This is a genomic window from Corynebacterium doosanense CAU 212 = DSM 45436, assembly GCF_000767055.1.
GTDB lineage: Bacteria > Actinomycetota > Actinomycetes > Mycobacteriales > Mycobacteriaceae > Corynebacterium > Corynebacterium doosanense.
This window is the reverse complement of the sequence record NZ_CP006764.1, coordinates 1,626,175-1,648,268: the sequence shown is the minus strand read 5'-3', so window position 1 is coordinate 1,648,268 and position 22,094 is coordinate 1,626,175. Positions and strand designations below refer to the sequence as shown.

Annotated in this window: 17 protein-coding genes, 7 tRNA genes, 6 pseudogenes and 1 other annotated feature; of the genes and pseudogenes, 12 read left to right on the top strand and 18 right to left on the bottom strand. The window is 59.3% G+C overall.

The features are described 5' to 3' along the window. Position 1 precedes the first annotated feature (1 nt). Positions 2 to 673, bottom strand: coding sequence for a DUF3000 domain-containing protein (locus CDOO_RS08130; RefSeq protein WP_026159236.1), 672 nt, complete (start codon positions 671 to 673; stop codon positions 2 to 4). Positions 674 to 827: 154 nt separating this feature from the next. Here CDOO_RS08130 and hemQ point away from each other — a divergent pair, with 154 nt between their 5' ends. After that, a complete protein-coding gene (gene hemQ, locus CDOO_RS08125; RefSeq protein ID WP_018021091.1) occupies positions 828 to 1,529 on the top strand; it encodes a hydrogen peroxide-dependent heme synthase in 702 nt (233 codons plus the stop codon). 51 nt (positions 1,530 to 1,580) lie between these two features. Here hemQ and msrB read toward each other — a convergent pair whose 3' ends face one another. From msrB to CDOO_RS08080, 9 genes are all read right to left on the bottom strand, one after another. Further along, a complete protein-coding gene (gene msrB, locus CDOO_RS08120) occupies positions 1,581 to 1,994 on the bottom strand; it encodes a peptide-methionine (R)-S-oxide reductase MsrB (RefSeq protein ID WP_018021092.1) in 414 nt (137 codons plus the stop codon). Then, positions 1,991 to 3,271, bottom strand: a complete 1,281-nt coding sequence (locus CDOO_RS08115; protein WP_018021093.1) for a glycosyltransferase family 87 protein — start codon at positions 3,269 to 3,271, stop codon at positions 1,991 to 1,993. Before CDOO_RS08115 ends, msrB begins: the two co-directional genes overlap by 4 nt. Positions 3,272 to 3,281: 10 nt before the next feature. After that, on the bottom strand, positions 3,282 to 4,007 hold the full coding sequence (locus tag CDOO_RS08110) for a pyrimidine reductase family protein (protein WP_020384546.1): 726 nt from the start codon (positions 4,005 to 4,007) through the stop codon (positions 3,282 to 3,284). Between the two features lie 64 nt (positions 4,008 to 4,071). Then, a tRNA-Gly gene (locus CDOO_RS08105) sits at positions 4,072 to 4,144 on the bottom strand. 22 nt (positions 4,145 to 4,166) lie between these two features. Continuing rightward, positions 4,167 to 4,238: transfer RNA gene (locus CDOO_RS08100), tRNA-Val, on the bottom strand. Positions 4,239 to 4,268: 30 nt separating this feature from the next. Continuing rightward, positions 4,269 to 4,339, bottom strand: a tRNA-Cys gene (locus CDOO_RS08095). Positions 4,340 to 4,395: 56 nt separating this feature from the next. Then, positions 4,396 to 4,468, bottom strand: a tRNA-Gly gene (locus CDOO_RS08090). Positions 4,469 to 4,490: 22 nt separating this feature from the next. Then, positions 4,491 to 4,562 (bottom strand) — tRNA-Val (locus CDOO_RS08085). A 33-nt stretch (positions 4,563 to 4,595) separates the two neighbouring features. Next, positions 4,596 to 4,668: transfer RNA gene (locus CDOO_RS08080), tRNA-Gly, on the bottom strand. Between the two features lie 213 nt (positions 4,669 to 4,881). Here CDOO_RS08080 and CDOO_RS08075 point away from each other — a divergent pair. Both CDOO_RS08075 and CDOO_RS13650 read left to right on the top strand, forming a co-directional pair. Continuing rightward, positions 4,882 to 4,956 (top strand) — tRNA-Val (locus CDOO_RS08075). Between the two features lie 385 nt (positions 4,957 to 5,341). Next, the gene (locus CDOO_RS13650; protein ID WP_081610418.1) at positions 5,342 to 5,566 is read left to right on the top strand and encodes a helix-turn-helix domain-containing protein; all 225 of its coding nucleotides are present in this window, start codon (positions 5,342 to 5,344) and stop codon (positions 5,564 to 5,566) included. A 444-nt stretch (positions 5,567 to 6,010) separates the two neighbouring features. Here the strand turns inward: CDOO_RS13650 and CDOO_RS14365 are convergent, their stop codons facing one another. The 4 genes and pseudogenes from CDOO_RS14365 to CDOO_RS08055 all read right to left on the bottom strand — a co-directional run bounded on the left by CDOO_RS14365 (position 6,011) and on the right by CDOO_RS08055 (position 9,273). Beyond that, entirely contained in the window at positions 6,011 to 6,226 is a 216-nt protein-coding gene (locus CDOO_RS14365; RefSeq protein ID WP_245616283.1) for a hypothetical protein, read from the bottom strand. A gap of 73 nt (positions 6,227 to 6,299) precedes the next feature. After that, positions 6,300 to 6,545, bottom strand: a pseudogene (locus tag CDOO_RS14360) (nucleotide-binding protein); the annotation flags it as partial. A gap of 74 nt (positions 6,546 to 6,619) precedes the next feature. Then, a pseudogene (locus CDOO_RS08065) lies at positions 6,620 to 7,875 on the bottom strand (IS3 family transposase). Continuing rightward, positions 7,454 to 7,585: a sequence feature (AL1L pseudoknot), on the bottom strand. Its footprint overlaps the pseudogene before it by 132 nt. Positions 7,876 to 7,955: 80 nt before the next feature. Then, a pseudogene (locus CDOO_RS08055) lies at positions 7,956 to 9,273 on the bottom strand (ISL3 family transposase). Positions 9,274 to 9,412: 139 nt separating this feature from the next. Here CDOO_RS08055 and CDOO_RS08050 point away from each other — a divergent pair. The 7 genes and pseudogenes from CDOO_RS08050 to CDOO_RS13635 all read left to right on the top strand — a co-directional run bounded on the left by CDOO_RS08050 (position 9,413) and on the right by CDOO_RS13635 (position 15,454). Next, a complete protein-coding gene (locus tag CDOO_RS08050; RefSeq protein ID WP_018023069.1) occupies positions 9,413 to 9,784 on the top strand; it encodes a hypothetical protein in 372 nt (123 codons plus the stop codon). A 417-nt stretch (positions 9,785 to 10,201) separates the two neighbouring features. Continuing rightward, positions 10,202 to 11,191, top strand: a complete 990-nt coding sequence (locus CDOO_RS08045; protein WP_018023070.1) for a hypothetical protein — start codon at positions 10,202 to 10,204, stop codon at positions 11,189 to 11,191. Then, on the top strand, positions 11,184 to 11,639 hold the full coding sequence (locus CDOO_RS08040; RefSeq protein WP_020384711.1) for a hypothetical protein: 456 nt from the start codon (positions 11,184 to 11,186) through the stop codon (positions 11,637 to 11,639). The genes CDOO_RS08045 and CDOO_RS08040 overlap by 8 nt, the downstream gene beginning before the upstream one ends. A gap of 52 nt (positions 11,640 to 11,691) precedes the next feature. Next, positions 11,692 to 12,243, top strand: a complete 552-nt coding sequence (locus CDOO_RS08035) for a hypothetical protein (protein WP_018023072.1) — start codon at positions 11,692 to 11,694, stop codon at positions 12,241 to 12,243. A 163-nt stretch (positions 12,244 to 12,406) separates the two neighbouring features. Further along, a pseudogene (locus CDOO_RS08030) lies at positions 12,407 to 13,724 on the top strand (ISL3 family transposase). A gap of 342 nt (positions 13,725 to 14,066) precedes the next feature. After that, on the top strand, positions 14,067 to 14,849 hold the full coding sequence (locus CDOO_RS13640; protein WP_155861409.1) for a nucleotidyltransferase domain-containing protein: 783 nt from the start codon (positions 14,067 to 14,069) through the stop codon (positions 14,847 to 14,849). A 26-nt stretch (positions 14,850 to 14,875) separates the two neighbouring features. Continuing rightward, on the top strand, positions 14,876 to 15,454 hold the full coding sequence (locus tag CDOO_RS13635; RefSeq protein WP_245616270.1) for a metallophosphoesterase: 579 nt from the start codon (positions 14,876 to 14,878) through the stop codon (positions 15,452 to 15,454). Between the two features lie 18 nt (positions 15,455 to 15,472). Here CDOO_RS13635 and CDOO_RS08025 read toward each other — a convergent pair whose 3' ends face one another. From CDOO_RS08025 to CDOO_RS13950, 3 genes and pseudogenes are all read right to left on the bottom strand, one after another. Then, the gene (locus CDOO_RS08025; RefSeq protein WP_026159518.1) at positions 15,473 to 16,909 is read right to left on the bottom strand and encodes a tetratricopeptide repeat protein; all 1,437 of its coding nucleotides are present in this window, start codon (positions 16,907 to 16,909) and stop codon (positions 15,473 to 15,475) included. A 57-nt stretch (positions 16,910 to 16,966) separates the two neighbouring features. After that, positions 16,967 to 18,284 (bottom strand): annotated as a pseudogene (locus tag CDOO_RS08020) (ISL3 family transposase). A 146-nt stretch (positions 18,285 to 18,430) separates the two neighbouring features. Next, a pseudogene (locus CDOO_RS13950) lies at positions 18,431 to 18,586 on the bottom strand (ISL3 family transposase); the annotation flags it as partial. Between the two features lie 171 nt (positions 18,587 to 18,757). On the opposite strand from CDOO_RS13950, the gene CDOO_RS14355 reads away from it, so the two are divergent. Both CDOO_RS14355 and CDOO_RS14105 read left to right on the top strand, forming a co-directional pair. Next, the gene (locus CDOO_RS14355; protein ID WP_245616211.1) at positions 18,758 to 19,822 is read left to right on the top strand and encodes a DUF5677 domain-containing protein; all 1,065 of its coding nucleotides are present in this window, start codon (positions 18,758 to 18,760) and stop codon (positions 19,820 to 19,822) included. Positions 19,823 to 19,824: 2 nt separating this feature from the next. After that, complete coding sequence (locus tag CDOO_RS14105; protein ID WP_018023061.1) at positions 19,825 to 21,387, top strand: hypothetical protein; 1,563 nt, start codon at positions 19,825 to 19,827, stop codon at positions 21,385 to 21,387. Positions 21,388 to 21,441: 54 nt separating this feature from the next. On the opposite strand, the gene CDOO_RS13630 is transcribed toward CDOO_RS14105, so the two are convergent. Continuing rightward, the gene (locus tag CDOO_RS13630; protein WP_081610416.1) at positions 21,442 to 22,014 is read right to left on the bottom strand and encodes a hypothetical protein; all 573 of its coding nucleotides are present in this window, start codon (positions 22,012 to 22,014) and stop codon (positions 21,442 to 21,444) included. Between the last annotated feature and the right edge of the window lie 80 nt (positions 22,015 to 22,094).

The window sequence follows — 22,094 nt, the reverse complement described above, 5'->3', positions numbered from 1 at the left end:
TCTAGCGCCCCAGCTCCGTGACCCCCTCGGGGGGAAGGCCGGCTACGTTGGCCAGGACGGTCGCGAACGCCTCGACGTGGGCCGCGAGCTCGGAGCCCTCGGCAGTCCAGGAGGCGCGCATCTCCAGCTGGTGGGCGCGCGGGGGGCCGCCGATCTCGCCGAAACGCACGGACGCGGTGGAGGTGACCGTTCCGCCGAGGTTGTTGTACTGCGCCCCGGTGCCGTCGAGCCCCTCGGTGAGCCACTGCCAGGCCACGTCGGGGAGGAAGGGGTCTGCGGCCACCTCGTCGTCCATGTCCGCCTGGATGTAGGAAACCAGGCGCATTGTCCCGTCCCAGGCATCGTCCGCGCCCGGGTCGTGGAGCAGGATCAGGCGGCCGTAGGCGTCGCCCTCGGTGTCGGTGGGCACGTGATCGGTGTCGGGGTCGATGGTGTGGGAGACCTCGATGCCCACGGCGTGGCTGAACGGCGCCAGTCGCTGGGGCGGGCGGATGGTGCCCAGGGAGAGCTCGCTGCGCAGGCGCGCGGAGTGCATGGATTCGACCGCGCGGGTGAAGGCCGCCGGGGTGGTTCGGGACTGCTCGTCGTCCTGTGCCGGGTTCTCGGACGCGGCGGCGGTGCCTCGGTCGCTCAGCGATGTCGGCACGCTCGGGGTCGATTCTGAGTTGCTCACGACTGCAGACGGTAGTGATCAGGGCCTCGGAGATCGGGTAGGCGCGCCGTCGGGTGGGGTCGGTGGCACCGCGCCCGGCCTACAACTTATGATGGATATATCAGACGGGGCATGCGAATCCGCCCCGGCCTCCACCGAAAGGATCCTCCAGACCGTGGCACATCCAGACATTGACACCTTGAACAACACCGAGCGTTTCTCCGCCTATGTCACCTTCAAGGCCATCCCCGGCGCCCTGGGTACCGACCGAGCCGAGACCATCGCGCAGGCCACCGACTTCTTCGCCCAGCTGGAGCAGGAGGGCAAGGTCACCGTCCGCGGGCTCTACAACGTCACCGGCATCCGCCCCGAGGCCGACTTCATGATCTGGTGGCACGCCGAGCGTTTCGAGGACCTCCAGGACGCGCTCTCCCGTTTCCGCCGCGACACCGTCCTGGGCCAGGTCGTGGACCTGGGTTGGATCGGCAACGGCGTGCATCGCCCGTCCGAGTTCAACAAACGCCACCTGCCGGCCTTCATCATGGGGGAGGAGCCGGGCGACTGGATCACCGTCTACCCCTTCATCCGCTCCTATGACTGGTACCTCATGGACGCGGAGGATCGCAGCCGCATCCTGCGCGAGCACGGAATGGCGGCGGCCGACTTCGCCGACGTCCGCGCCAACACCATCCCCGCCTTCGCGCTGGGTGACTACGAGTGGATGCTCTCCTTCGAGGCCCCCGAGCTGGGACGCATCGTCGACCTCATGCACAAGATGCGTTACACCGAGGCGCGCCTGCACGTGCGCGACGAGCTGCCGTTCTACTCCGGCCGCCGCGTCAACACGGTGGAGGAGCTCGTCTCCACCCTTCCCTGATCCGCGCAGCAAAAATCCCGCCGTCGAAGAAACGGCGGGATTTTTCGCGTCTTACTTATCGACGCTCTTTTCCTCGAGTTTCATGGAAATCGAGTTAATGCAGTAACGCAGATCCGTGGGGGTCTGGTAGCCCTCGCCCTCAAAGACGTGTCCCAGGTGGGACTCGCAGTTCGCGCACAGGACCTCGACGCGCCTCATGCCGAGTGAGTTGTCCACTCGTTCGATGACGTTGTCGTTGCCGGCGGGGGAGTAGAAGGACGGCCAGCCGCAGTGCGAGGAGAACTTCTCGGTGGAACGGAAGATCTCGTGGCCACACGCGCGGCAGGTGTAGATGCCCTCGGTGGTGGTGTTCTCGTACTCTCCGGTGCCGGGCGGCTCCGTGCCCGCCTGGCGCAGGACGTGGTATTCCTCGGGACTCAGGCGCTGGCGCCATTCGTCGTCCGCGATGAGTTTGAAGTCGGTCATGGGGTGCTCCTTTCGCTAGCGGTCTTCCTGTTCAACGCTACCGGCTCGCGAGAGATTCCCTCCCGCCGCAGCCAGACGACCGTGGCCGTCGCGGTGACCGCTATGAGCATCGCCCAGCCGGCCGTGGCGGTGAAGGTGGAGAGCCAGCGGCCGAGGTTGGGCCAGACATCGCTGAGCCAGCTCACCGGCGCAAGGAAGAGGAAGGCGGCCAGCCACGCGGGGGCGTGGTGGAAGACGCTGGTGCGCAGGAGCAGCGTGAAGATCATGGGGTACAGCATCATGGAGTAGTACTGCTGGCCCAGCGAGGAGAGCAGGAACACGCCGGTGAGGAGCAGACCGGAGGAGGTGGTCAGCCAGAACAGCGGATCGGTGATGCGCCAGGGCAGCAGGGCCAGCACGCCGACGCCGACGAGCGCAGCCAACACCAGCCACGCCGCCGCGTGCAGCGCGCCCGGCATGTCGAAGTACACGGCGAAGCCCGCCAGGGAGGAGTTGGCGTAGTCGCGTGTCTGCGAGAGGTAGGGGGCCACGACGGAGAGGTAGTCGCCAGCTCCGGGCACCAGCGGCCAGGCGATAGCGTTGGTCACCACCGGCACTGCGACCGCGCCGAGGACGGTGCGCCAGTCCAGCCGAACGAGGGGCAGCAGGATCAGGGGGGTGAACATCGGCTTGACCACGATGGCCAGCCCTAGCGCCAGGCCTGCCAGCCAACGCCGATCATGCAGCCACAGCCAGAGAAAGCCGACAAAGACGAGCAGGAGGATGCCGTTGATGTTGGAGAACACCAGGGTGTTGCGCACGGACTCGGTCATGAACGCCACCGCGACGGACACGGGGAACACGGCGGAGCTCAGCCGGTGTCCGAACAACCGGGTCAACAGCGCCAGCGCCGCCACGATCGCCGCGGCGTTGGCCAGGACAAACAGGCCCCGGGCCAGGGAGGCGTCGGGGATCAGCCCCAACGGGGTCAGTAGCAGCGTCGCCCCGGGGTTGTACAGGTAGTGCGGGTCAACGTGGTGGTAGGCCTCGTTGTACACGGGCGTCCCGGTGAGGAACCGGCGGATTGCTGCGTGGACCGTCGAGAAGTCATCTGTCACCGAGCCGTTGGCCGCGAGGACAAGGATTCCGTGGAGGACCAGCACTATCGCGACTGGCCAGGCCACCGCGGCCGCGACCCGGTTGCCGGCGGTGCCCGAGCGGTCGGTCAGCCACAGCGGGGCGAGCGGTCGGCGGGCGGCGAAGAACCGGTCGAGGGGGGCGGTAACTGGAGTGCTCACCCGTCACAGGCTAGCGGGTGGTGGTGCGGCGGTACCGGAGAAACACGGTGCCGTCGGTGGTCGGTGCAGCGTGCTCCAGCCCGAAGCGACGCTCGAAACCCTCCATTCCCGGGCGCAGGGAGAGTAGCGGCTGCTCGACCGGGGTGGTGAAGACCGGCTCGAAGGTGAGGTGGACGACGTCGATGAGGTCGGCACCGAGCATCATCGCGGCGATGCCGGGGCCGCCCTCGCAGTCGATGCGGTGCAGGCCACGGGAGGTGAGCGCGTCAATGATCTCCTCCGGGCTGCCGCCGCCGGTGCTCACGAGCTCGACGCCGGCGCTCTCCAGTTCGGTTCGGCGTTCGCGCAGAGCCGGGTCGTCCAGGCTCGACTGCGGGGTGAGCGTGAGCTGGTCCGCGGTGGCGGGAAAATCCAGCGAACGGGAGATCACGGCCAGGACGGGGGCGGGGGACTGGTTGGCGAGGCGTCGAGAAGCTTTCTGTTCCCCGGTGCCCTCGGCGACCGCTCCGTATCCCTCACGCCGCACGGTGTTCGCGCCCACGAGGATCGCGTCGGACCACTGGCGCACGCCCTGGAACAGCTCGGAGTCTGTATCGTTGCCCATCTTCCCGGTGCTTCCGCCGAGGGACGCCGAGCCCGTCAGCGTGGAGATGTACACCATGCGCACCTCGCGCACGCCGGGCGCGGGGCCGTCGCCGATGAGTTCGCGGGCGGGAATGTGGGTGGGGAAGGTCATGGGGGAGAGATTACGGGACACGGAAAAACCCGCCTACCTGGGGTAGACGGGTTTTTCTTTGTTGAGCGGATGACGAGATTCGAACTCGCGACCCTCACCTTGGCAAGGTGATGCGCTACCAGCTGCGCCACATCCGCGTTGAGAACCGAGGGCTCTCTGTGCGCGATACTGGGATTGAACCAGTGACCTCTTCCGTGTCAGGGAAGCGCTCTCCCGCTGAGCTAAACGCGCAGGAATACTGCAAAAAGCTACAGTACTTCGAGGTGGAAACGGGAATCGAACCCGTGTGCACGGTTTTGCAGACCGTTGCCTCACCACTCGGCCATTCCACCGTGGCGAAGTTTTCCGCCTCATGATCTAGACAGATACCCTGATGAAAAGGTACCAGAGCGGATGACGAGATTCGAACTCGCGACCCTCACCTTGGCAAGGTGATGCGCTACCAGCTGCGCCACATCCGCGTTGAGAACCGAGGGCTCTCTGTGCGCGATACTGGGATTGAACCAGTGACCTCTTCCGTGTCAGGGAAGCGCTCTCCCGCTGAGCTAAACGCGCTCGGGACATTCCAACCACGAGGATTGAAACGAGAGCGGATGACGAGATTCGAACTCGCGACCCTCACCTTGGCAAGGTGATGCGCTACCAGCTGCGCCACATCCGCATGCACGTCCACGTCGGCGCTGTACGCGCCGTGCTTGGTGCGAGAACAAACTCTAGCCGCTCGCCGCGCCGAGGAACAAATCCCGTGGTGGGCGGGTGGAAACGGCGTGGGGATGACGCGCAGGTGAATTTCACGGGTGTCATTCGGTGGCCGCCTCGCTGTGCAGGCGATTAGGAACCCCGGACCCAGGCGTGATAAATTTTTCTTCCGCAAGGTCCTATGGCTCAGTGGAAGAGCGTTCCGTTCACACCGGAAAGGTCGCTGGTTCGAACCCAGCTAGGACCACCAGTTAAACCCCCTGGAAACAGGGGGTTTTTTGCTTTCTAAATCGTGGTACAAGGTGTGTCGTGGTACCTGCGTGGTACTCGTGATTTGCCTGCTGACCTACACGATGGTTGCGAATCCTAGGGGTGGCGCTTCCGGGCACTCCTAGGTATCCTCAGGGTAAACGTGCTGAAGATGACCCTGGCGTGGATATCCCCCACGCAGCTCGGTCATTGGAGCGAGGACGGGGCGTGATGGGATGACACGTCTAATGACTGAGCAGTCATTACTGGACCGCGCGACGGAGCGGGACCGCCACTGGAGCCTTAGGGGACAATCCCCGGGCCGGGGCGCCGATAGGCCCCGGTAGCACCATCTTGACGGGTGGGCAGCTACCGGAGGTATCTTTATGGCTAACGCCACCCCTACCCTTCCCTCGATCACTGCTGATGATCTCCTCAGGACGTTCCGTCGTGAAGACGTGTGTGATCGTCTGGGCATCTCTGTTCGCACCCTTGATCGCCTGCTCACTCGCGGTGAATTAAAGACCGTTCCCGGTACCCGGGGCAAGGGGCGCACCACGCTAATCACGGCTGCCACGCTGTACGACTACATTTACGGCAGTGGTCGGTAGTGGCCATCCATAGGAAAACCCCACCGGGCTGGGCCGGGGGGTTCCTGGGAAATCGAACATGGTGCTGTCGATAGTTTACCGTCTACTATTCAGCAGGCTCACTTAGCGACTGCTTCCGACGTCGAAGATACCGATTGGAACGCCCGTCTCGTTGACGTTTCTTTGGGCAATCCTGATGTCAAAGACGCCTCATTTTTCAGCGTCCTGATCCGTCGTGTGGAACGGGGAAATATGGGGTGGGTCTCGGAGACCCGCCCCACGGGTTCATTCGAACAAAGCGGTGAAACTGCTGGTCAGGACATTCGAACACATTCAGGCCAAATTCCCCTATGGGAGAGCAGATTGGCTGGCCTGAGAGGACAGCCAACGTGCGACCCCGCCGGGGCCGCGGTCCCGGCGATCGGAGACCTCGCCACGGTCCGGTCGATGGGCACTGGACAGCGCTCACATGTCATCGGTTTCGACACCGAATTCACTTACATCAGTGAGACTGAGCGGGTCATCGATAGTTACCAATTCTGTTGCCTCGATCCCACTGACGAGGGTGTGCGTATCGCCGTGGTGATCCTGCCGCTGCAGCGGCAACGCATCCTGGTGGAGGACGCGCTGTACATCGTCGTCCGCGCCGCCGACCTGCATCGGTTGGTTGAAGGTCTCCACCCTCGGGGTGTCGCTCTAGGGGTGAGGCGGAGGTGGGGATGAAGATCAGGTCGCCGGCCTCGATGGCGGTCTCGATGACTTCGTAGCCGCCGGGCGGGGTGTCCACGATGACGAGTCCGTCATGACCATCAAGGGCCCGGGTAAGATTGGCGGGGGTGGCTGCTGTGACGATGGGCCAGGGGAAGGCGTCACCTGCCTCCTCGGCCGCCTGGGCCCAGGCGGTCGCGGTGCCCTGGGCATCGGAGTCAATGAGGGTGACGTCTATTCCTCGGGCATGGGCAGCTGCGCACAGCAGGACGGCGGAGGTTGTTTTACCCACCCCGCCCTTCGTGTGGGCAATAGTCAGTATGGACTGAATCGGCCTGAGTTTTTCGGAGACTACGGGTAAAAGCCTTACTGGGCTTTTCGGGTGGTGTTGAATTCCTCGTAGTCCTGCTCGTATTCGATCGGGGGAACGTCACCGATCGACGAGTGCAGACGCTGGTGATTGTACCAGTAGACCCACGAGGCCGTTTCCGTTTCGACCTCCCGGGCATCCCTCCACGTGCGTGCGGGATCGACGTCGATGAGCTCAGTCTTGTACAGCCCGATCGTCGACTCCATCATCGCGTTGTCCAGAGCATCACCGACCGAGCCCTGGAGTCCGGCGTCTGCCAGCGCGTCGGTGAACGCCAGCGAGGTGTATTGCGCCCCGGCGTCCGAGTGATGGACGATGCCGGTGGCGGTGAAATCCATGCGGGTGCGTTTGCGGCTGAACAACGCGTGTTCCAGGGCCATGAGCACCATCCTGGTGTCCATCACCGTGGTGACGACCCGGCCGAGGACCTGCCGCGAGTAGGCGTCGACGATGAAGGCGACGTAGCAGAATCCCTCCCGCGTCCAGGCGTAGGTGAAGTCCGCGATCCACCACTGATCCGGATGCGACGGATACCTCCACCGACGGCCTATTCGGTCCGGGTGCCGGCGGTGCGCAGGATTGGCCACGGTCGTCTTCTTGCGGTGCATCCCGCGGGACACACCGCGGATGCCGGTGATCTTCATCAGCCGTTCCACCTGGTCACGACCAATAAGCATGCCGTCACGGATGGCTGCTTTCCAGAGCTTGCGCCGGCCATAGACCTTGCGGTTTTCCTCCCACAGTCGGTAGATGCGGTGGGCGGCGTACGCTTCGTCGAGTTCGGCTCCGGTGGGGCCGAAGCCGCGGGACTGGTGGGCGTAGAAGGTGCTCGGGGCAATCGCGATGCCGTGGGCGGTCAAGGTTTCGCAGATTGGCCAGACCCCGAAGCGGTTCCGGTAGGTGCGGATGAAATCCACGACTACCGAAGTTTACGGTCGAGCTCCGCTTGGGCGAAAAAAGCTGACGCCGTCTTGAGGATCTCATTGGCTCGTCGCAGTTTGGCGACCTCCTTGGCCTGCTCCTCGTAGGCAGCCTGGAGCTGCTCGTAGGACAGGGAGCCGGGCTGGGGTGCTTGTTCCTGCTTTTCCTGTTTTCGGATCCAGTTGCGCAGGGTGGATTCCTTTACGCCGAGCAGTTCGCCGATCTCTCGGCGGGCGGCTGCCTTGGAGATGTCGCCGTCTTCGAGACGTTCGAAGTACATACGTACCGCGCGTTCTTGGGTGGCGGTGTCGTACTTGCTGGGCCGTGCCATGATGCTGATCGTCCTCCTAGGGTAAAACCTAGTCTCCGACCAACCCAGGCCGCCTCAGGACATAAGCGGCTCTTCGCGATTTAGAGTGCGTTGATCCGGTTGTGCAGCTGTCCGGAGTGGATCAGTGACCGCAAGATGTAGTGGTCCAGGTTCCGGAACCCGAGGGCGATTCCCCGCAGGTGCTCCAGCCGTCCGTTGATGGCTTCGACGGGGCCGTTGGACGCCCCCACATCGAAGTACGCCAGAACGTCGTCGCGGCGACGCCACAGGGTCCGGCCCAGCTGGGCAAGCTCCTCCAGACCCGCTGGTAGGCCCTTACGAATGCTGTTGATCACCCTGCTCATGATCTTCTTGCCCTCCGACTTCTTCGGATGCCCGTACGCCGCAATCATGTCCTGGTAGAACATCCAGGTCACCTCGAGTGCGACATATTCATCGTCGGTGACCCACAACAGGTCGAGCCGCCTGTTCTGCCGCTCTGAGAGGTAGTTCGTCCTAGTCAACAGGGTACGCCGGTGCTTGTACAAGGGATCGTCCTTCCGGCCCCGCCGTCCTTGGGTCTCACGTTGGAGTCGTTGCCGGCATCCGGTGAGTTTGTCGGCGGCCAGGTGCACGACGTGGAAAGGATCCATGACCTTGGTGGCGTCCGGGAGGACCTGGTCGACAGCGCTGGCGTAGCCGGTGAACCCGTCCATCGTCACCACCTGGACGTTTTCCCTGAAGTCGGGGGTGCGTTCCTGCAGCCAGCTACGTAGAACTTCTGCGCTGCGTCCCGGGCGCATGTCCAGCAGGCGGGCAGGCCCTGTCCCGTCGACCAGCGGGGTGAGGTCCACCAGGACCGTCACGAACGACGATGGCTGGCCTGGGCGTCGGGTGTGTTTCCACACGTGCTCATCCACCCCGAGGATGCGCACCCCGTCCAGATGGGAGGGGGTGGTCGTAGACCAGCTTGCGGCAGGCATCGATTGCGACCTGGTTGACCAATTCCCAGCCCACCCCGAGGGCTTTCGCGGTGGCGGCCACGCTCATCCGGTCGAGGGCCAGTCGCTGGAGGACCCAGCGGGTGACCCGGTGGGTGAGCTTCGCACCGTCATCGGCGCAGTTCAGAGAGGCTTGGAAGATTTTCCTCGGACATTGTTGATTCGTGCAGGTCAAGCGGGGGACGCGGACGTGCAGACGGGTGGGAAATCCCACGACAGGCAGGTCAACCAGTCGACGAACAGTGTGATCACGCCGCTTCCCGGGCTGGGTGCAGTCGGGGCAGTGATCCTCCACAGCGACCAGGGTGGCGTCGATGATGGTGATGTTTCCGGCGTCGGCGGCGCCGATGATCGTCAGGCCGATTTCCGCGGTACGGCAGATGGTGTCGGCCACGAGGTTGCCAGTAGTAGGCTGCACAGTAGGGTCCTGGTTCGGTCAGATGGAAGCTTCGCAACTCTCATCTTGTACCGGCCAGGACCCCTATATGTTGTGCCACCCCGAACCCCACCCTGGGCTCACCTACGCACTCCGAAACGCGAAGAGCCGGAAAACCTTCATGTTCACTAAGTTCAAGATCGTCGCGGTCCTCACTGTCGCGAGCCTCGCTCTGGTTGGCTGCAATTCAGAAGCTGAAAAAGTCTCTAAGAGGCTCCAGGACTACACCCCCGACACATCCCTCCCCATCTCCCAGCAGATCGCCGACTCCGGTGTCGCTACAGTGCCGTATGAGGTCGAGGAGGAGGATTGGAAAGACTTCTCGATAGCTTTCTGTCACGGCGTGCTCAACATCGATGACTACCCCGAATACGAAACTGCCGACGACATCTTGGTTGATGAGGGTTTCGATGAGTTCTGGGACAGGGAAGAACGCGACACCGTCGCTCGGATCATGTCCGCAAACCACTGCCCAAATAGGATCACCGAATGATATTTGAGGTCATGGGCCCGACCCCTGGAAAGTAGACACGGAGGTCGGGCCCGATCTTAGGTCAGCTCACCCCGCAGCGGGTAGTTACCTGCGCACTGTTCACAGAATGATGTCACGGGGAAATGACGACCCGAGAAGATGCCCATGACGTGATCCTTTCATGGCGACCGCCACCCAGCCCTCACTTTGCAACAGCACCATTTGCGCCAACGTCTTCTAGCACTGACATGTGCGCAAGGTGATGAGACATCCTGTGCACAACGTGCTGATAGAGCACATCCGATCGTCAGAACCGCGCTACTAAAAACACGTCCCTAACACGCAAGCGTCCCGAGATTGATTGTGAGGGGCTCGGCACGTCTAGACTGGCTTCTATATGTGAACCATCTCGTCGTCGCCGCAAAGGAGGGTCCATCGATGGCTCTCCCGAAAGTACCCCTAACGATCATCATCGGAGGGTTCACCACGGTTTGCGTCAGCGCTGCCTCCGCAATGAAGGGCGCAGCTGAGATGCAGCGGGCCCACCGAGCCAACCGAACCCAGTCCGAGCGATACGACAAACGCTACCAAGCCCACCAAGCGGTGGTGATCCAGACCAACGAGTGTCTTCAGGTCTTCGGGACGACTCAGGCCCGCGCGAGGATCGAAGTGACGTTCCGCATGCGGGACTTCCTCGAACGCCACGCAAAGCAGGTTCAGGCCAACGAGCACTTGGTACTGGACGGCGTCGATGCCTGCAATGCGCGGGTGATTGGCATGGCCAGACTCGATGCAGACGTAGCAAATTGGGTGCGTGGAATCGTCACTGCCGTCAATATTGGTCGAGCCGCTCCGCGCCTCGCTAAGGCAGGTGCCATCGAGTTAGGGACGGCGAGCACCGGAAACCGGATCGCCAACCTCCATGGCGCCGCCGCGGAGAAGGCCACACTCGCCTTCTTCGGCGGCGGCAGTATCAAGTCTGGTGGTGGCGGCATGAAGCTCGGCGGTCAGATGCTCAACATCGTGACAATCAGCCCGGTGATCCTGATTGTCGGACTGACCATGCTCGGTCAGGGGTTCAAGGCCAAGGGCAGTGCCGAGGAATTTCGAGCAGAGGTTGACTTAGAGATTGCTCGGCTTGATGCCCGGGATGAGCTCATGCGTGGAGTCCAGCTCAGGGCCACTGAGCTCGATGACATCCTGGTCCGCCTGATTGATAAGGCGACGGTCTCCCTCGACCTGCTGGAGTCCGAAGATTTCATCATGCCCGATCACGCCGAGCGACTCCAGGCCGCCCTCATCCTGCAACGGGCGGTTCGCGATGTCGCGATCGCGCCCGTAGCAAATGAGGACGGTGAACTGGATGAGAGCACCGACGACCTCATCTTCAAGTACCGAGAGCCAGTTACGGAGGCACCAAATGCCTGACCCAAAGAAAGAGCCAAACGACGTTGTCGTGCCGACAAACGCTGCTGAGGTGATGGATATCTTCGTTGGCAAGATCACCTCCGCCGAAGCGTTCGGGTCGCTCAAAGAGATTGTCACGGTGGTGCAAGGCCTCGTCGAGTTACACGAGAAGCAGAGCACGAAGCGGGAACAGCTAGTGACCTACCGGGAGACTCAGATCGCCCGGCTCCAACTGGTGGAGAACACCCTACATCGCTACTTCGATCTGACCTTCGCTGAACGCCGTGAGACCAACAAGCGCCTGTTCGACAGTCTCGAAGCGGCGGTGAAATCCGGTGATGTTGCGGCGATGCAGACCGTGGTCGCCGGCATCGTTCAAGTGGCACAAACCTCACCCTTGGCCGACCTCGGCAACCTCACTGGGGTGATCGAGGCGATGGACGATCCCGAAGCTGTCTTCGAACTGTAGGTATGCGTTTTTCAGCCAGATCCTCCACTTCGGGGACCCACGCTACGAGAAGATGTCCGTCTTCGCCGACCTGCTGGCCAAGCAGCTACGGGAGTTCACGGCCGACGCCGAGAAACCTGAGGCGGTGGATGTCTCTGATGTGGTGCTTACCCACTTCCGGTTGGAGAAGATCCGCCAGGACGACGACCTCGGACTGAACACCACCGAGGGAGATGCCCCGGGGCTGACGGGTATGACCGAGGCTGGCCTGGCGAAGGCGCGGGAATCGGAACATGCCGGGAAGGCAGAGTTGATCGAGAAGGTCAACAAGTACTTCGGGGACCTGGAAGCCAAGGAAGAGTACAAGGTCAGCTTCATCCAGGCCCTGCTGGCGGAGGCCGCTGATCATCCCGAGCTGGAGGTCCAGGCCAAGAACAACTCTAAGATCGACTTCGCCAGCTCCCCGCAGCTGCAGGTCATCCTGGAAGACGCCCTGTGGCAGCACGAAGAATCCTCCAACGAAGTTCCCAAGGCAGCCCGAGAGATGACAACCAGGAGGTTGGTGGAGATGGCCATGGAGTTCGGGCTCTTTGAACGACTTCGAGGGGAGGGAGCGACTGGTTAATAGACTTTCACTATTTAACGTCGCTCTTCCTATCGGGCTCTTCGCGTTTCGGAGTGCGTAGGTGAGCCCAGGGTGGAGTTCGGGGTGGCACAACATATAGGGGTCCTGGCCGGTACAAGATGAGAGTTGCGAAGCTTCCATCTGACCGAACCAGGACCCTACTGTGCAGCCTACTACTGGCAACCTCGTGGCCGACACCATCTGCCGTACCGCGGAAATCGGCCTGACCATCACCGGTGCCGCCGACGCCGGCACCCTCACCATCATCGACGCCGCACCCGTGACCGTGGACGGACTCTGCCCCGAGTGCGGAAATCCCGGAAAGCTACGGGACCACATCGTCCGGACCCTGGTCGACCTTCCCGTCGTGGGGTTCCCCACCCGCCTTCATGTCCGTGTCCCCCGCTTCACCTGCACGAATCAACAATGTCCGAGGAAAATCTTCCAAGCCTCTCTGAACTGCGCCGATGACGGTGCGAAGCTCACCCACCGGGTCACCCGCTGGGTCCTCCAGCGACTGGCCCTCGACCGGATGAGCGTGGCCGCCACCGCGAAAGCCCTCGGGGTGGGCTGGGAATTGGTCAACCAGGTCGCAATCGATGCCTGCCGCAAGCTGGTCTACGACCACCCCCTCCCATCTGGACGGGGTGCGCATCCTCGGGGTGGATGAGCACGTGTGGAAACACACCCGACGCCCAGGCCAGCCATCGTCGTTCGTGACGGTCCTGGTGGACCTCACCCCGCTGGTCGACGGGACAGGGCCTGCCCGCCTGCTGGACATGCGCCCGGGACGCAGCGCAGAAGTTCTACGTAGCTGGCTGCAGGAACGCACCCCCGACTTCAGGGAAAACGTCCAGGTGGTGACGATGGACGGGTTCACCGGCTACGCCAGCGCTGTCGACCAGGTCCTCCCGGACGCCACCAAGGTCATGGATCCTTTCCACGTCGTGCACCTGGCCGCCGACAAACTCACCGGATGCCGGCAACGACTCCAACGTGAGACCCAAGGACGGCGGGGCCGGAAGGACGATCCCTTGTACAAGCACCGGCGTACCCTGTTGACTAGGACGAACTACCTCTCAGAGCGGCAGAACAGGCGGCTCGACCTGTTGTGGGTCACCGACGATGAATATGTCGCACTCGAGGTGACCTGGATGTTCTACCAGGACATGATTGCGGCGTACGGGCATCCGAAGAAGTCGGAGGGCAAGAAGATCATGAGCAGGGTGATCAACAGCATTCGTAAGGGCCTACCAGCGGGTCTGGAGGAGCTTGCCCAGCTGGGCCGGACCCTGTGGCGTCGCCGCGACGACGTTCTGGCGTACTTCGATGTGGGGGCGTCCAACGGCCCCGTCGAAGCCATCAACGGACGGCTGGAGCACCTGCGGGGAATCGCCCTCGGGTTCCGGAACCTGGACCACTACATCTTGCGGTCACTGATCCACTCCGGACAGCTGCACAACCGGATCAACGCACTCTAAATCGCGAAGAGCCAGTAAACTGAGAAAAACCACTGATGCGGGACACGCCAACCACGTTCTTCCGGATGTCAACGAAGTACACGCCCACCTGGCCGTAGACGCGGCCCTGGCCTGGTGTAGATTCGCTCTGGGCGTCTACGAACAGCAAAAGAACACTCCCCCTTTCTAACTGCGTATACCCCATAGTAAATGCAACCAATAGGGGCAACTAACGGGTTCGGATGAGGCCTGCAATATTAGAATTAATTGAAGTAAACGATGTCCACAAAACCCTTCTGCGTTTTTTAACTATATTCATCCCATTAATGGAAACAAGTAAAGATGCGAAAAACGAAAAAGTACATGAATAATAACGATGTGATTAACATTTTGTTGGAAATGGAAATCCCAGCTCATATGCTAAAAGACTTTCCCGTTCTCCCTACAGAAGTTGAAGGAATTTTAATCTACGGCAGCCAAGCCCGTGGGGACGCTGGTCCCGATTCCGATCTAGATATATTGGCACTAGTTCCCCGACCTCGTCCTAGCACCCACTCCGGCGATGTAAACATCAGCTATTACACCCTCGATCAGCTGTCCACTGGCGCCGGCACCCTATTCGGATCTCACCTTAAACGAGATGCCAAGATAATCCAGGATGACACGGGCTACCTCACTCAAGCCATTATAAATATGGGCGAGGTCAATACTAACCGGCTCTTCAATCGAGCTCGGAACATGTCTCAGATTTTCACTAATCTCGATCGAGATATCCCTAAACACCTTTCTGGGCTTTTACGCCAAGCCCGGTATCTGTTACGAAGTTGCCTTTATGCTCAGGCCATTGCGGAGGACCGCCCTTGTTTTTCTGTACGCGAACTTTCAGCCCGGCACAGTGATGAAGACCTACCCCGGCTCCTGACCTCTCGGCCGGAAGGAGAGAATTCAGTTAAAGATCTCGAGGAATGCCTATCTCGTCTCCGTGAAATAGTTGGTGATTTTCCCCACAATAAACACGGCTCCCTGGAGGCCACAGTGATTAATGAATGGGGAAACTCCAGTGATGTTCTTTCAATGGCGTTCCTAGCTTTAGAGCCCAAAGAGATGGGTGGCGACTACACGGAGATGGAGATGATCCTACTTTGAGGAGAGAAACCGCATTCATAGGTGATGTGCATGGGAACATCACCGCCCTTCAGGGCATTTGCTCGATCCTCGCTAAGCGAGGAAACCCGCACATGGTTTTCCTCGGCGATTACATTAACAAAGGTTCACACTCGTTAGAGGTCATGCAAGAACTCATGGCTTATGCGCGAAACGGCCAAGCGACCCTCCTTGCGGGAAACCATGAGATAGCCCTACTCAATGCGTTGGAAACAGGCGATCTAGCTGCTTTTCTCAGAATAGGAGGAGCTATGACTATCCGATCATATGTCGGTCCACATGTAGGAGCTGATGCATTTAAGGATTTTAGGGATGGATTCCCTATAGAACACTTAAACTTCCTTCGGAATATGTTGAAAGTCTACGAAAATGACGACTTGATCGCTCAACATATTCCTTCAACTACAGCAACTCATAAGTTTCTAATTAGTGCGCATATTCCAACCGGCAAGCTGCCGCGGATTGAACAGGACTCAGCTTACTTAGATACCGGGTGCGGAACACAGGACGGGCGACTCACTGCTTTACTTTGGCCTAGTCTTGATTACGTCCAAGTTAACTCAGAGGGCACTATTGTGTCCGATTGATCTGAAAATTGATCAAAATCATTGTATTCCCAGCCGATCAATAACCCCTTGGGCCTGCTGTGAACCAAATTCATTTTCCATCAACTGATTCAACTCGAGACACTCGTGTGCATATTTCTTCGCTTCGCTTTCCTTACCAGCTTCTCGGTAACATTCCGCAAGTATGTATAAGGATATTGCCTCACCATATTTGTTCGACAGCTGACGATTCAGGGACAGGGCGCGCTGAGCGTAAGAAATACCCTCGCTGGCTCTTCCCTGCCGAAGTCGGATCTCCGCAGCTAATGCGTGCCCGTTGGCATGCAACGCAGTAGGAGGGGTTTGCTGCAAACCTTCGATGACCTGATCCATATATTCATCCGCAACCTCCACGTTGTCGTCCTCAAGTTCGATCCGAGCCAAGTTGATCAAAGACTGGAACTTCTCCAGATCCTTCTCAGTCTTCTGCCTGTAATCGAAGGCCTTCTGAAAGTATTCTCGGGCCAAGATCAGCTTCCCGGTCTTCCGGTATGCGTGTCCCAGAAAATCCAGAATCCGGCAACGGGCGTTCTCCGTATACGGATCGTGCTCATGGAGGAGCGTCAGAGCATGTTCGAGCCTTCCAATAGCATCCACGTCACGTCCTTGTCGACGTAGTATTCCGGCTTTATCAGCGAAAGCTTCCGCCGCAAGTGGCGAGTACAGGGGGAACGTATCACTAATAAAGTGTCCGATGGCTGTCTCCGTTAAAGCACTTGCTTCCTCGAGGTCTCCCTGTCGGGTGAGAAATTTGGCATATGCCAGCTGCTCAACCGGACCCCCCAAAATCGCAGCTTCTTTTAGCGCATCCCTTCCTGCACTAGTTTGACCCAGTTCAATCAGTTTCTCACCCTTCAGGCGGAGCCGAGCTGCTTTAAGAACATCCTTCCCCGAGGATGAAAGTAGATCAATGTTCCTGGGAGCCTTAAATTCTGCCGACTCCGACCAACCTTCGAGACGCTTGGTCAGTTTGTCTTTAAGGTCACGGGAGTTAACAATTGATTCATACATTACCGAGTGGGACTGAGCCATTTGACTTTGGAGGGCTACAACTTGAGGAGCAGGTGAGGGATGTTTGACAAATGCCACCCACACATCCCGCATTGGTTGATCAGCCTGACCAAGTTCCAGTAGTCCCGTAAAGAGTTCCTCCTCAGTCCCAGAGGTATATCCCCAAGGGCTGCCCGGTTCACTGCCCCATAATTCCTTAAAAAGCACAATTAAGAAATGACTCTCATGAATGAGTTCATTAATTGCTTCCTGGGGCCGTCGGGCGGTCCCTCTCACCTGTTCCCACCCAACGACTTCGAAATTTTCACTATTCTCGCCATTGCTCCGCGCGCTATATTCTTTGACGCAGCTTTCCACAATTGCGCGCTCCTCCCCTAGGTCCCCAGGAGAAGCCAGAAAAATGCGGAGCGGTACGGAGTCAGTCATGGGGTAACTATATCCGGTGCTGTTGCAAAGTTGGGACGATAGGAGGCTCTTCGCGATTTAGAGTGCGTTGATCCGGTTGTGCAGCTGTCCGGAGTGGATCAGTGACCGCAAGATGTAGTGGTCCAGGTTCCGGAACCCGAGGGCGATTCCCCGCAGGTGCTCCAGCCGTCCGTTGATGGCTTCGACGGGGCCGTTGGACGCCCCCACATCGAAGTACGCCAGAACGTCGTCGCGGCGACGCCACAGGGTCCGGCCCAGCTGGGCAAGCTCCTCCAGACCCGCTGGTAGGCCCTTACGAATGCTGTTGATCACCCTGCTCATGATCTTCTTGCCCTCCGACTTCTTCGGATGCCCGTACGCCGCAATCATGTCCTGGTAGAACATCCAGGTCACCTCGAGTGCGACATAATCATCGTCGGTGACCCACAACAGGTCGAGCCGCCTGTTCTGCCGCTCTGAGAGGTAGTTCGTCCTAGTCAACAGGGTACGCCGGTGCTTGTACAAGGGATCGTCCTTCCGGCCCCGCCGTCCTTGGGTCTCACGTTGGAGTCGTTGCCGGCATCCGGTGAGTTTGTCGGCGGCCAGGTGCACGACGTGGAAAGGATCCATGACCTTGGTGGCGTCCGGGAGGACCTGGTCGACAGCGCTGGCGTAGCCGGTGAACCCGTCCATCGTCACCACCTGGACGTTTTCCCTGAAGTCGGGGGTGCGTTCCTGCAGCCAGCTACGTAGAACTTCTGCGCTGCGTCCCGGGCGCATGTCCAGCAGGCGGGCAGGCCCTGTCCCGTCGACCAGCGGGGTGAGGTCCACCAGGACCGTCACGAACGACGATGGCTGGCCTGGGCGTCGGGTGTGTTTCCACACGTGCTCATCCACCCCGAGGATGCGCACCCCGTCCAGATGGGAGGGGGTGGTCGTAGACCAGCTTGCGGCAGGCATCGATTGCGACCTGGTTGACCAATTCCCAGCCCACCCCGAGGGCTTTCGCGGTGGCGGCCACGCTCATCCGGTCGAGGGCCAGTCGCTGGAGGACCCAGCGGGTGACCCGGTGGGTGAGCTTCGCACCGTCATCGGCGCAGTTCAGAGAGGCTTGGAAGATTTTCCTCGGACATTGTTGATTCGTGCAGGTGAAGCGGGGGACACGGACATGAAGGCGGGTGGGGAACCCCACGACGGGAAGGTCGACCAGGGTCCGGACGATGTGGTCCCGTAGCTTTCCGGGATTTCCGCACTCGGGGCAGAGTCCGTCCACGGTCACGGGTGCGGCGTCGATGATGGTGAGGGTGCCGGCGTCGGCGGCACCGGTGATGGTCAGGCCGATTTCCGCGGTACGGCAGATGGTGTCGGCCACGAGGTTGCCAGTAGTAGGCTGCACAGTAGGGTCCTGGTTCGGTCAGATGGAAGCTTCGCAACTCTCATCTTGTACCGGCCAGGACCCCTATATGTTGTGCCACCCCGAACTCCACCCTGGGCTCACCTACGCACTCCGAAACGCGAAGAGCCATGGTGGTTCTTCACGATTCAGAGTATATTGATCTCCGCCTGCAGCTGTCCGGAGTGGATCAGACACTCCAAGATGGAATGGTTGAGATTTCTAAACCCGAGGGCAATGCCGCGCAGGTGCTTGGTCCGTCCCTTGATTGCCTTAACCGGTCCGTACGACGCCCCGATATCGAATGGTGGCATCGACTCCGCAGGACCGCGGTCAGGTCTGCTATAGGCACTGGTTGGGAGGCTCTTTATCATAGGGTTATGGAACAAAGTTCCGATCTTTTAGGTTTCGATGTCGATGTCATATGACAGGCTTGACTACAACGCAGAGGTCTGAAGGAAAAGAGGATGGTAGTTATGAAGGCCGAGTTCAGCTTCGAACCCGGAATAACGGCGCCAGAGGGTGATGAACAGTTCGAAAAATTCTGGCAGCTTTTTATTGAAGAAGCCCAGGCTGAAAAGCCAGTCGAACTGGCAGAACGAGAGGCGCTCCGTGTGCACATCGCCGAGCAGCATGGCCATGCGTTCAACCTGATGGACCTTTTCTGGAGAAGCGCCATGGACGCCGTCAATTGGGGGGCCGAGAGTCGTCACGAGCATCTCGAAGCTGACCCAGAAGATGATGCCTATGCTGCCCTATTCACTACCTTGACCGGGCTCGCAGCGCGGGCGTTGCTCGCCTTCAACGAAGTAACCTGGTTGCTGCGAGGTGGTTACCCCCAGGGCGCATTCACCCGTGTTCGCTCTCTCCATGAACTCTTTGTTGTCGCGGCAGTCCTCTGGGAATACGGCTCACCCGAGTCGGACCACCCTGACCTCGTGGAACGCTACCTTCTTCATCATGAAGTATTCATCAACGGAGCCGCCAGGGACCTGATCGGGACTGAAATCCCAGGAATTGCGGACACCATCAACGCCGAGGTCCTCGACGTTCTCGATTCCCGAAAGAAGGAGCTCATCGGCACCTATGGTAAGGCATTTGCGACAACCTGGGACTGGGCGGCGCCTCTGTTTCCCAAGGGAACACCATCATTCATGGGCTTGAACGAGCTCATCATGCCCAGCCTAAACGCCTACTACCGAATCGCCAGCGAACACTTGCATGCAAGCTCAACCGGTTTACTAGATGCAGGAAAACCAGATGAAACAGGTGTAATGGGGTACAACGGCGGACCGACTATTGATGGTCTCGCGTTTCCGGCCATTCTCGGATCCACATTCCTGCTCGCTTTGGTGGGCACCATTGTCCCAACAGAGATTCGTGACCCAGCGGCAGACAAGAATATTGTCACCGGCCGCCACATGCTTGAGATCCTAGCTCGGGTACACAGAGAGATTCTCGATGCTTGGGACAAGGAACCGACAGAAGACCATCCAGATGCAGCTATACTCGATGCCGAATCCAACGATGGAGACTTATAACTATGGGTTCAACAGTGCACTTTTTTATCCCGCTTGGCCGGGCGCTCCCAGTGCCTGACGGCTTCAATAAGACGAAATACCCATCTGGGCAGCAAAAGACGGAGGAAGGGGTGATCACCCCGACCACAGACAGCGCACACTTCATCTTCCATCAGCGTGTACTCCAGGGTTCTCCGCATCTGCCGATGGAAGCCGGTTTCGAGATTGCCGCCAAGAGGACACACACCCAGCCCCGGCAAGAAAGCCCTCCTGGCATCCTGCGCACTGCCCATCAGACGGTCGTTGAAGCCATGGTGGAGTTGGATTACACGCCCCTGGTCGCTGCCCAGGATCTGAACAATGACGCCCCAGACGAAATAACCAGGGCCTTCGACTATGCGGTCTCGGAGCTAAATATTCTCCTCCGGGCAATCGCCATGGCCCTGGATGAACCGCTCAGGATCGTGGCAAGGGAATCGCTTCCCCCGATGATTCCGATCGCAACCTCTGATACCAAACCGTGGGAGATGATCGACAAGACCGATCTACCGGACGTGGAAAGCTTCAGCATCTTCAACGTCAACTGGAGTATCCCTATCGCTCCTGACAGCACTCAGGATTATGCTCAACTGGACACCTGGATCGATGCTGCACTGGTAAATCTATCCACCACAGGACCGTTCATCACCTATCGTGACTTCCGACGCGAGGCTGATCTGACCTTTTTTGAGGAAGGTAACTACCGGACTGCAATCATCCTGTATGCCTCTGCCTGTGAGTCTCTATTGGATGAACTTCTGCAGCACAACCTTTGGGAGCAGAATCTGCGCCCAGAAGAAGCGGCAAGCAAATTCCTAACCGAGAGAGGTAGCCCCCGAGGCATCGTCGATCTTGTTAAGAACGAACTGGGGAAGTTCTACTCAGGGTGGGGCCGTAACACCCCCGAGGTCATTGTTAGGTGGATCACCTACGTCACTGATCTTCGAAACCAAGCTGTCCATGATGGGTATCTACCCACCTCAAGTGAATTGCGCACTTGCGTGGAGACAGTCAACGCTCTTGTAGAGTTTCTAGCCGATCAAGCCTTTGAAACCAGAACAAGGCGGCCTATCACTGCACTTGCTTTTCTCGGTCGAGCGGGTCTTGAATCTCGAGGTGGCTGGGATGAACAGTTTTCTAGCTATGAAACCAGCCTGACCGATGTGAACTTTCGACTCAGAGTTTTCCGGAGATGGGGGAGTGCGCTGTCATACTTCCGGGCTGGCGACCGTAAGAGACCGGTGCCGAGCACCGAGCAGTCCACCTGCTACATGGTAACTTACCCACAGGGCAAAACTGAGATTTTCCTTGTAGACCAAAACGGCGTTATGGCGCAGCCGATCACCCGCGAAGAGGTCATTCTGCCCGCTACAGCCGAGGAAAGCATTCGGCGCTTTGAATACCTGAATGCTCCGATTCCTACAGTGACAAATCTTCCATACGGAAAGCTCACCCTCCGAGAGGAACCCAGGTGGGAGCATTATGTTTACGATGTGCTTCCAGGCCACGAGGTTGTCTTCTCCACTTTGGGGGAATTTGAAAACTAAAGATCCCTTCAGGACTTATAAAACTTTTGCCACAATTACTAAAATCGCAGGTAATTACTCTTCCAACTTGGTTTCTCTATGCTGGCTGCATTGATCGACCCACCCCTGCACTACCCTTGCAACATCTTTAGGAAGTTTCTTGTTGAATACCTTGTTGGCAGTGACAACTTCGATTTTAAGATCTTTGACCGGTTCGTGAACGGCGGGCGTGAACCCCATAATCTGGGCCAATGGGATCTCGACCTCGGCGATATCTCCTACTGGGAAGTGCTGCCCTTTACCGCTCCCACTGTGTCTCCATGAGCCTAGCCACATGGTGGTCCATCTGAGGCGCGGCAGTTCCCCGGTGTGGATTAGAGGATCGGTAACCGTAGTTTCTGTTCTTCCTGCGTTCTTAGCAATCACGATCAAAGAGGCCTTGGGATAATTTCTATCGCCTTCTGGAATCACTTCCGACCCATAGACTGAAAAATCCAGTTTTACCCTCGCTCCGCTGCTCCACCATTGCCAAATCGCAGTAAAAATGGATACAACTAAGGCAAGCGAAGCAAAAACGTTTGAGGCGGTCCAGAATTCTGGTTCTGGGTTCACTATTTCCACGGGGAACGGCGCAATGGCGAAGTACACGCCGGGATTGTATCTCGCGATACAGCTGCACTCTGCTCTCGATGTTGGAGCCGGGGTGGGCCCATGCTTTCAGACATCGG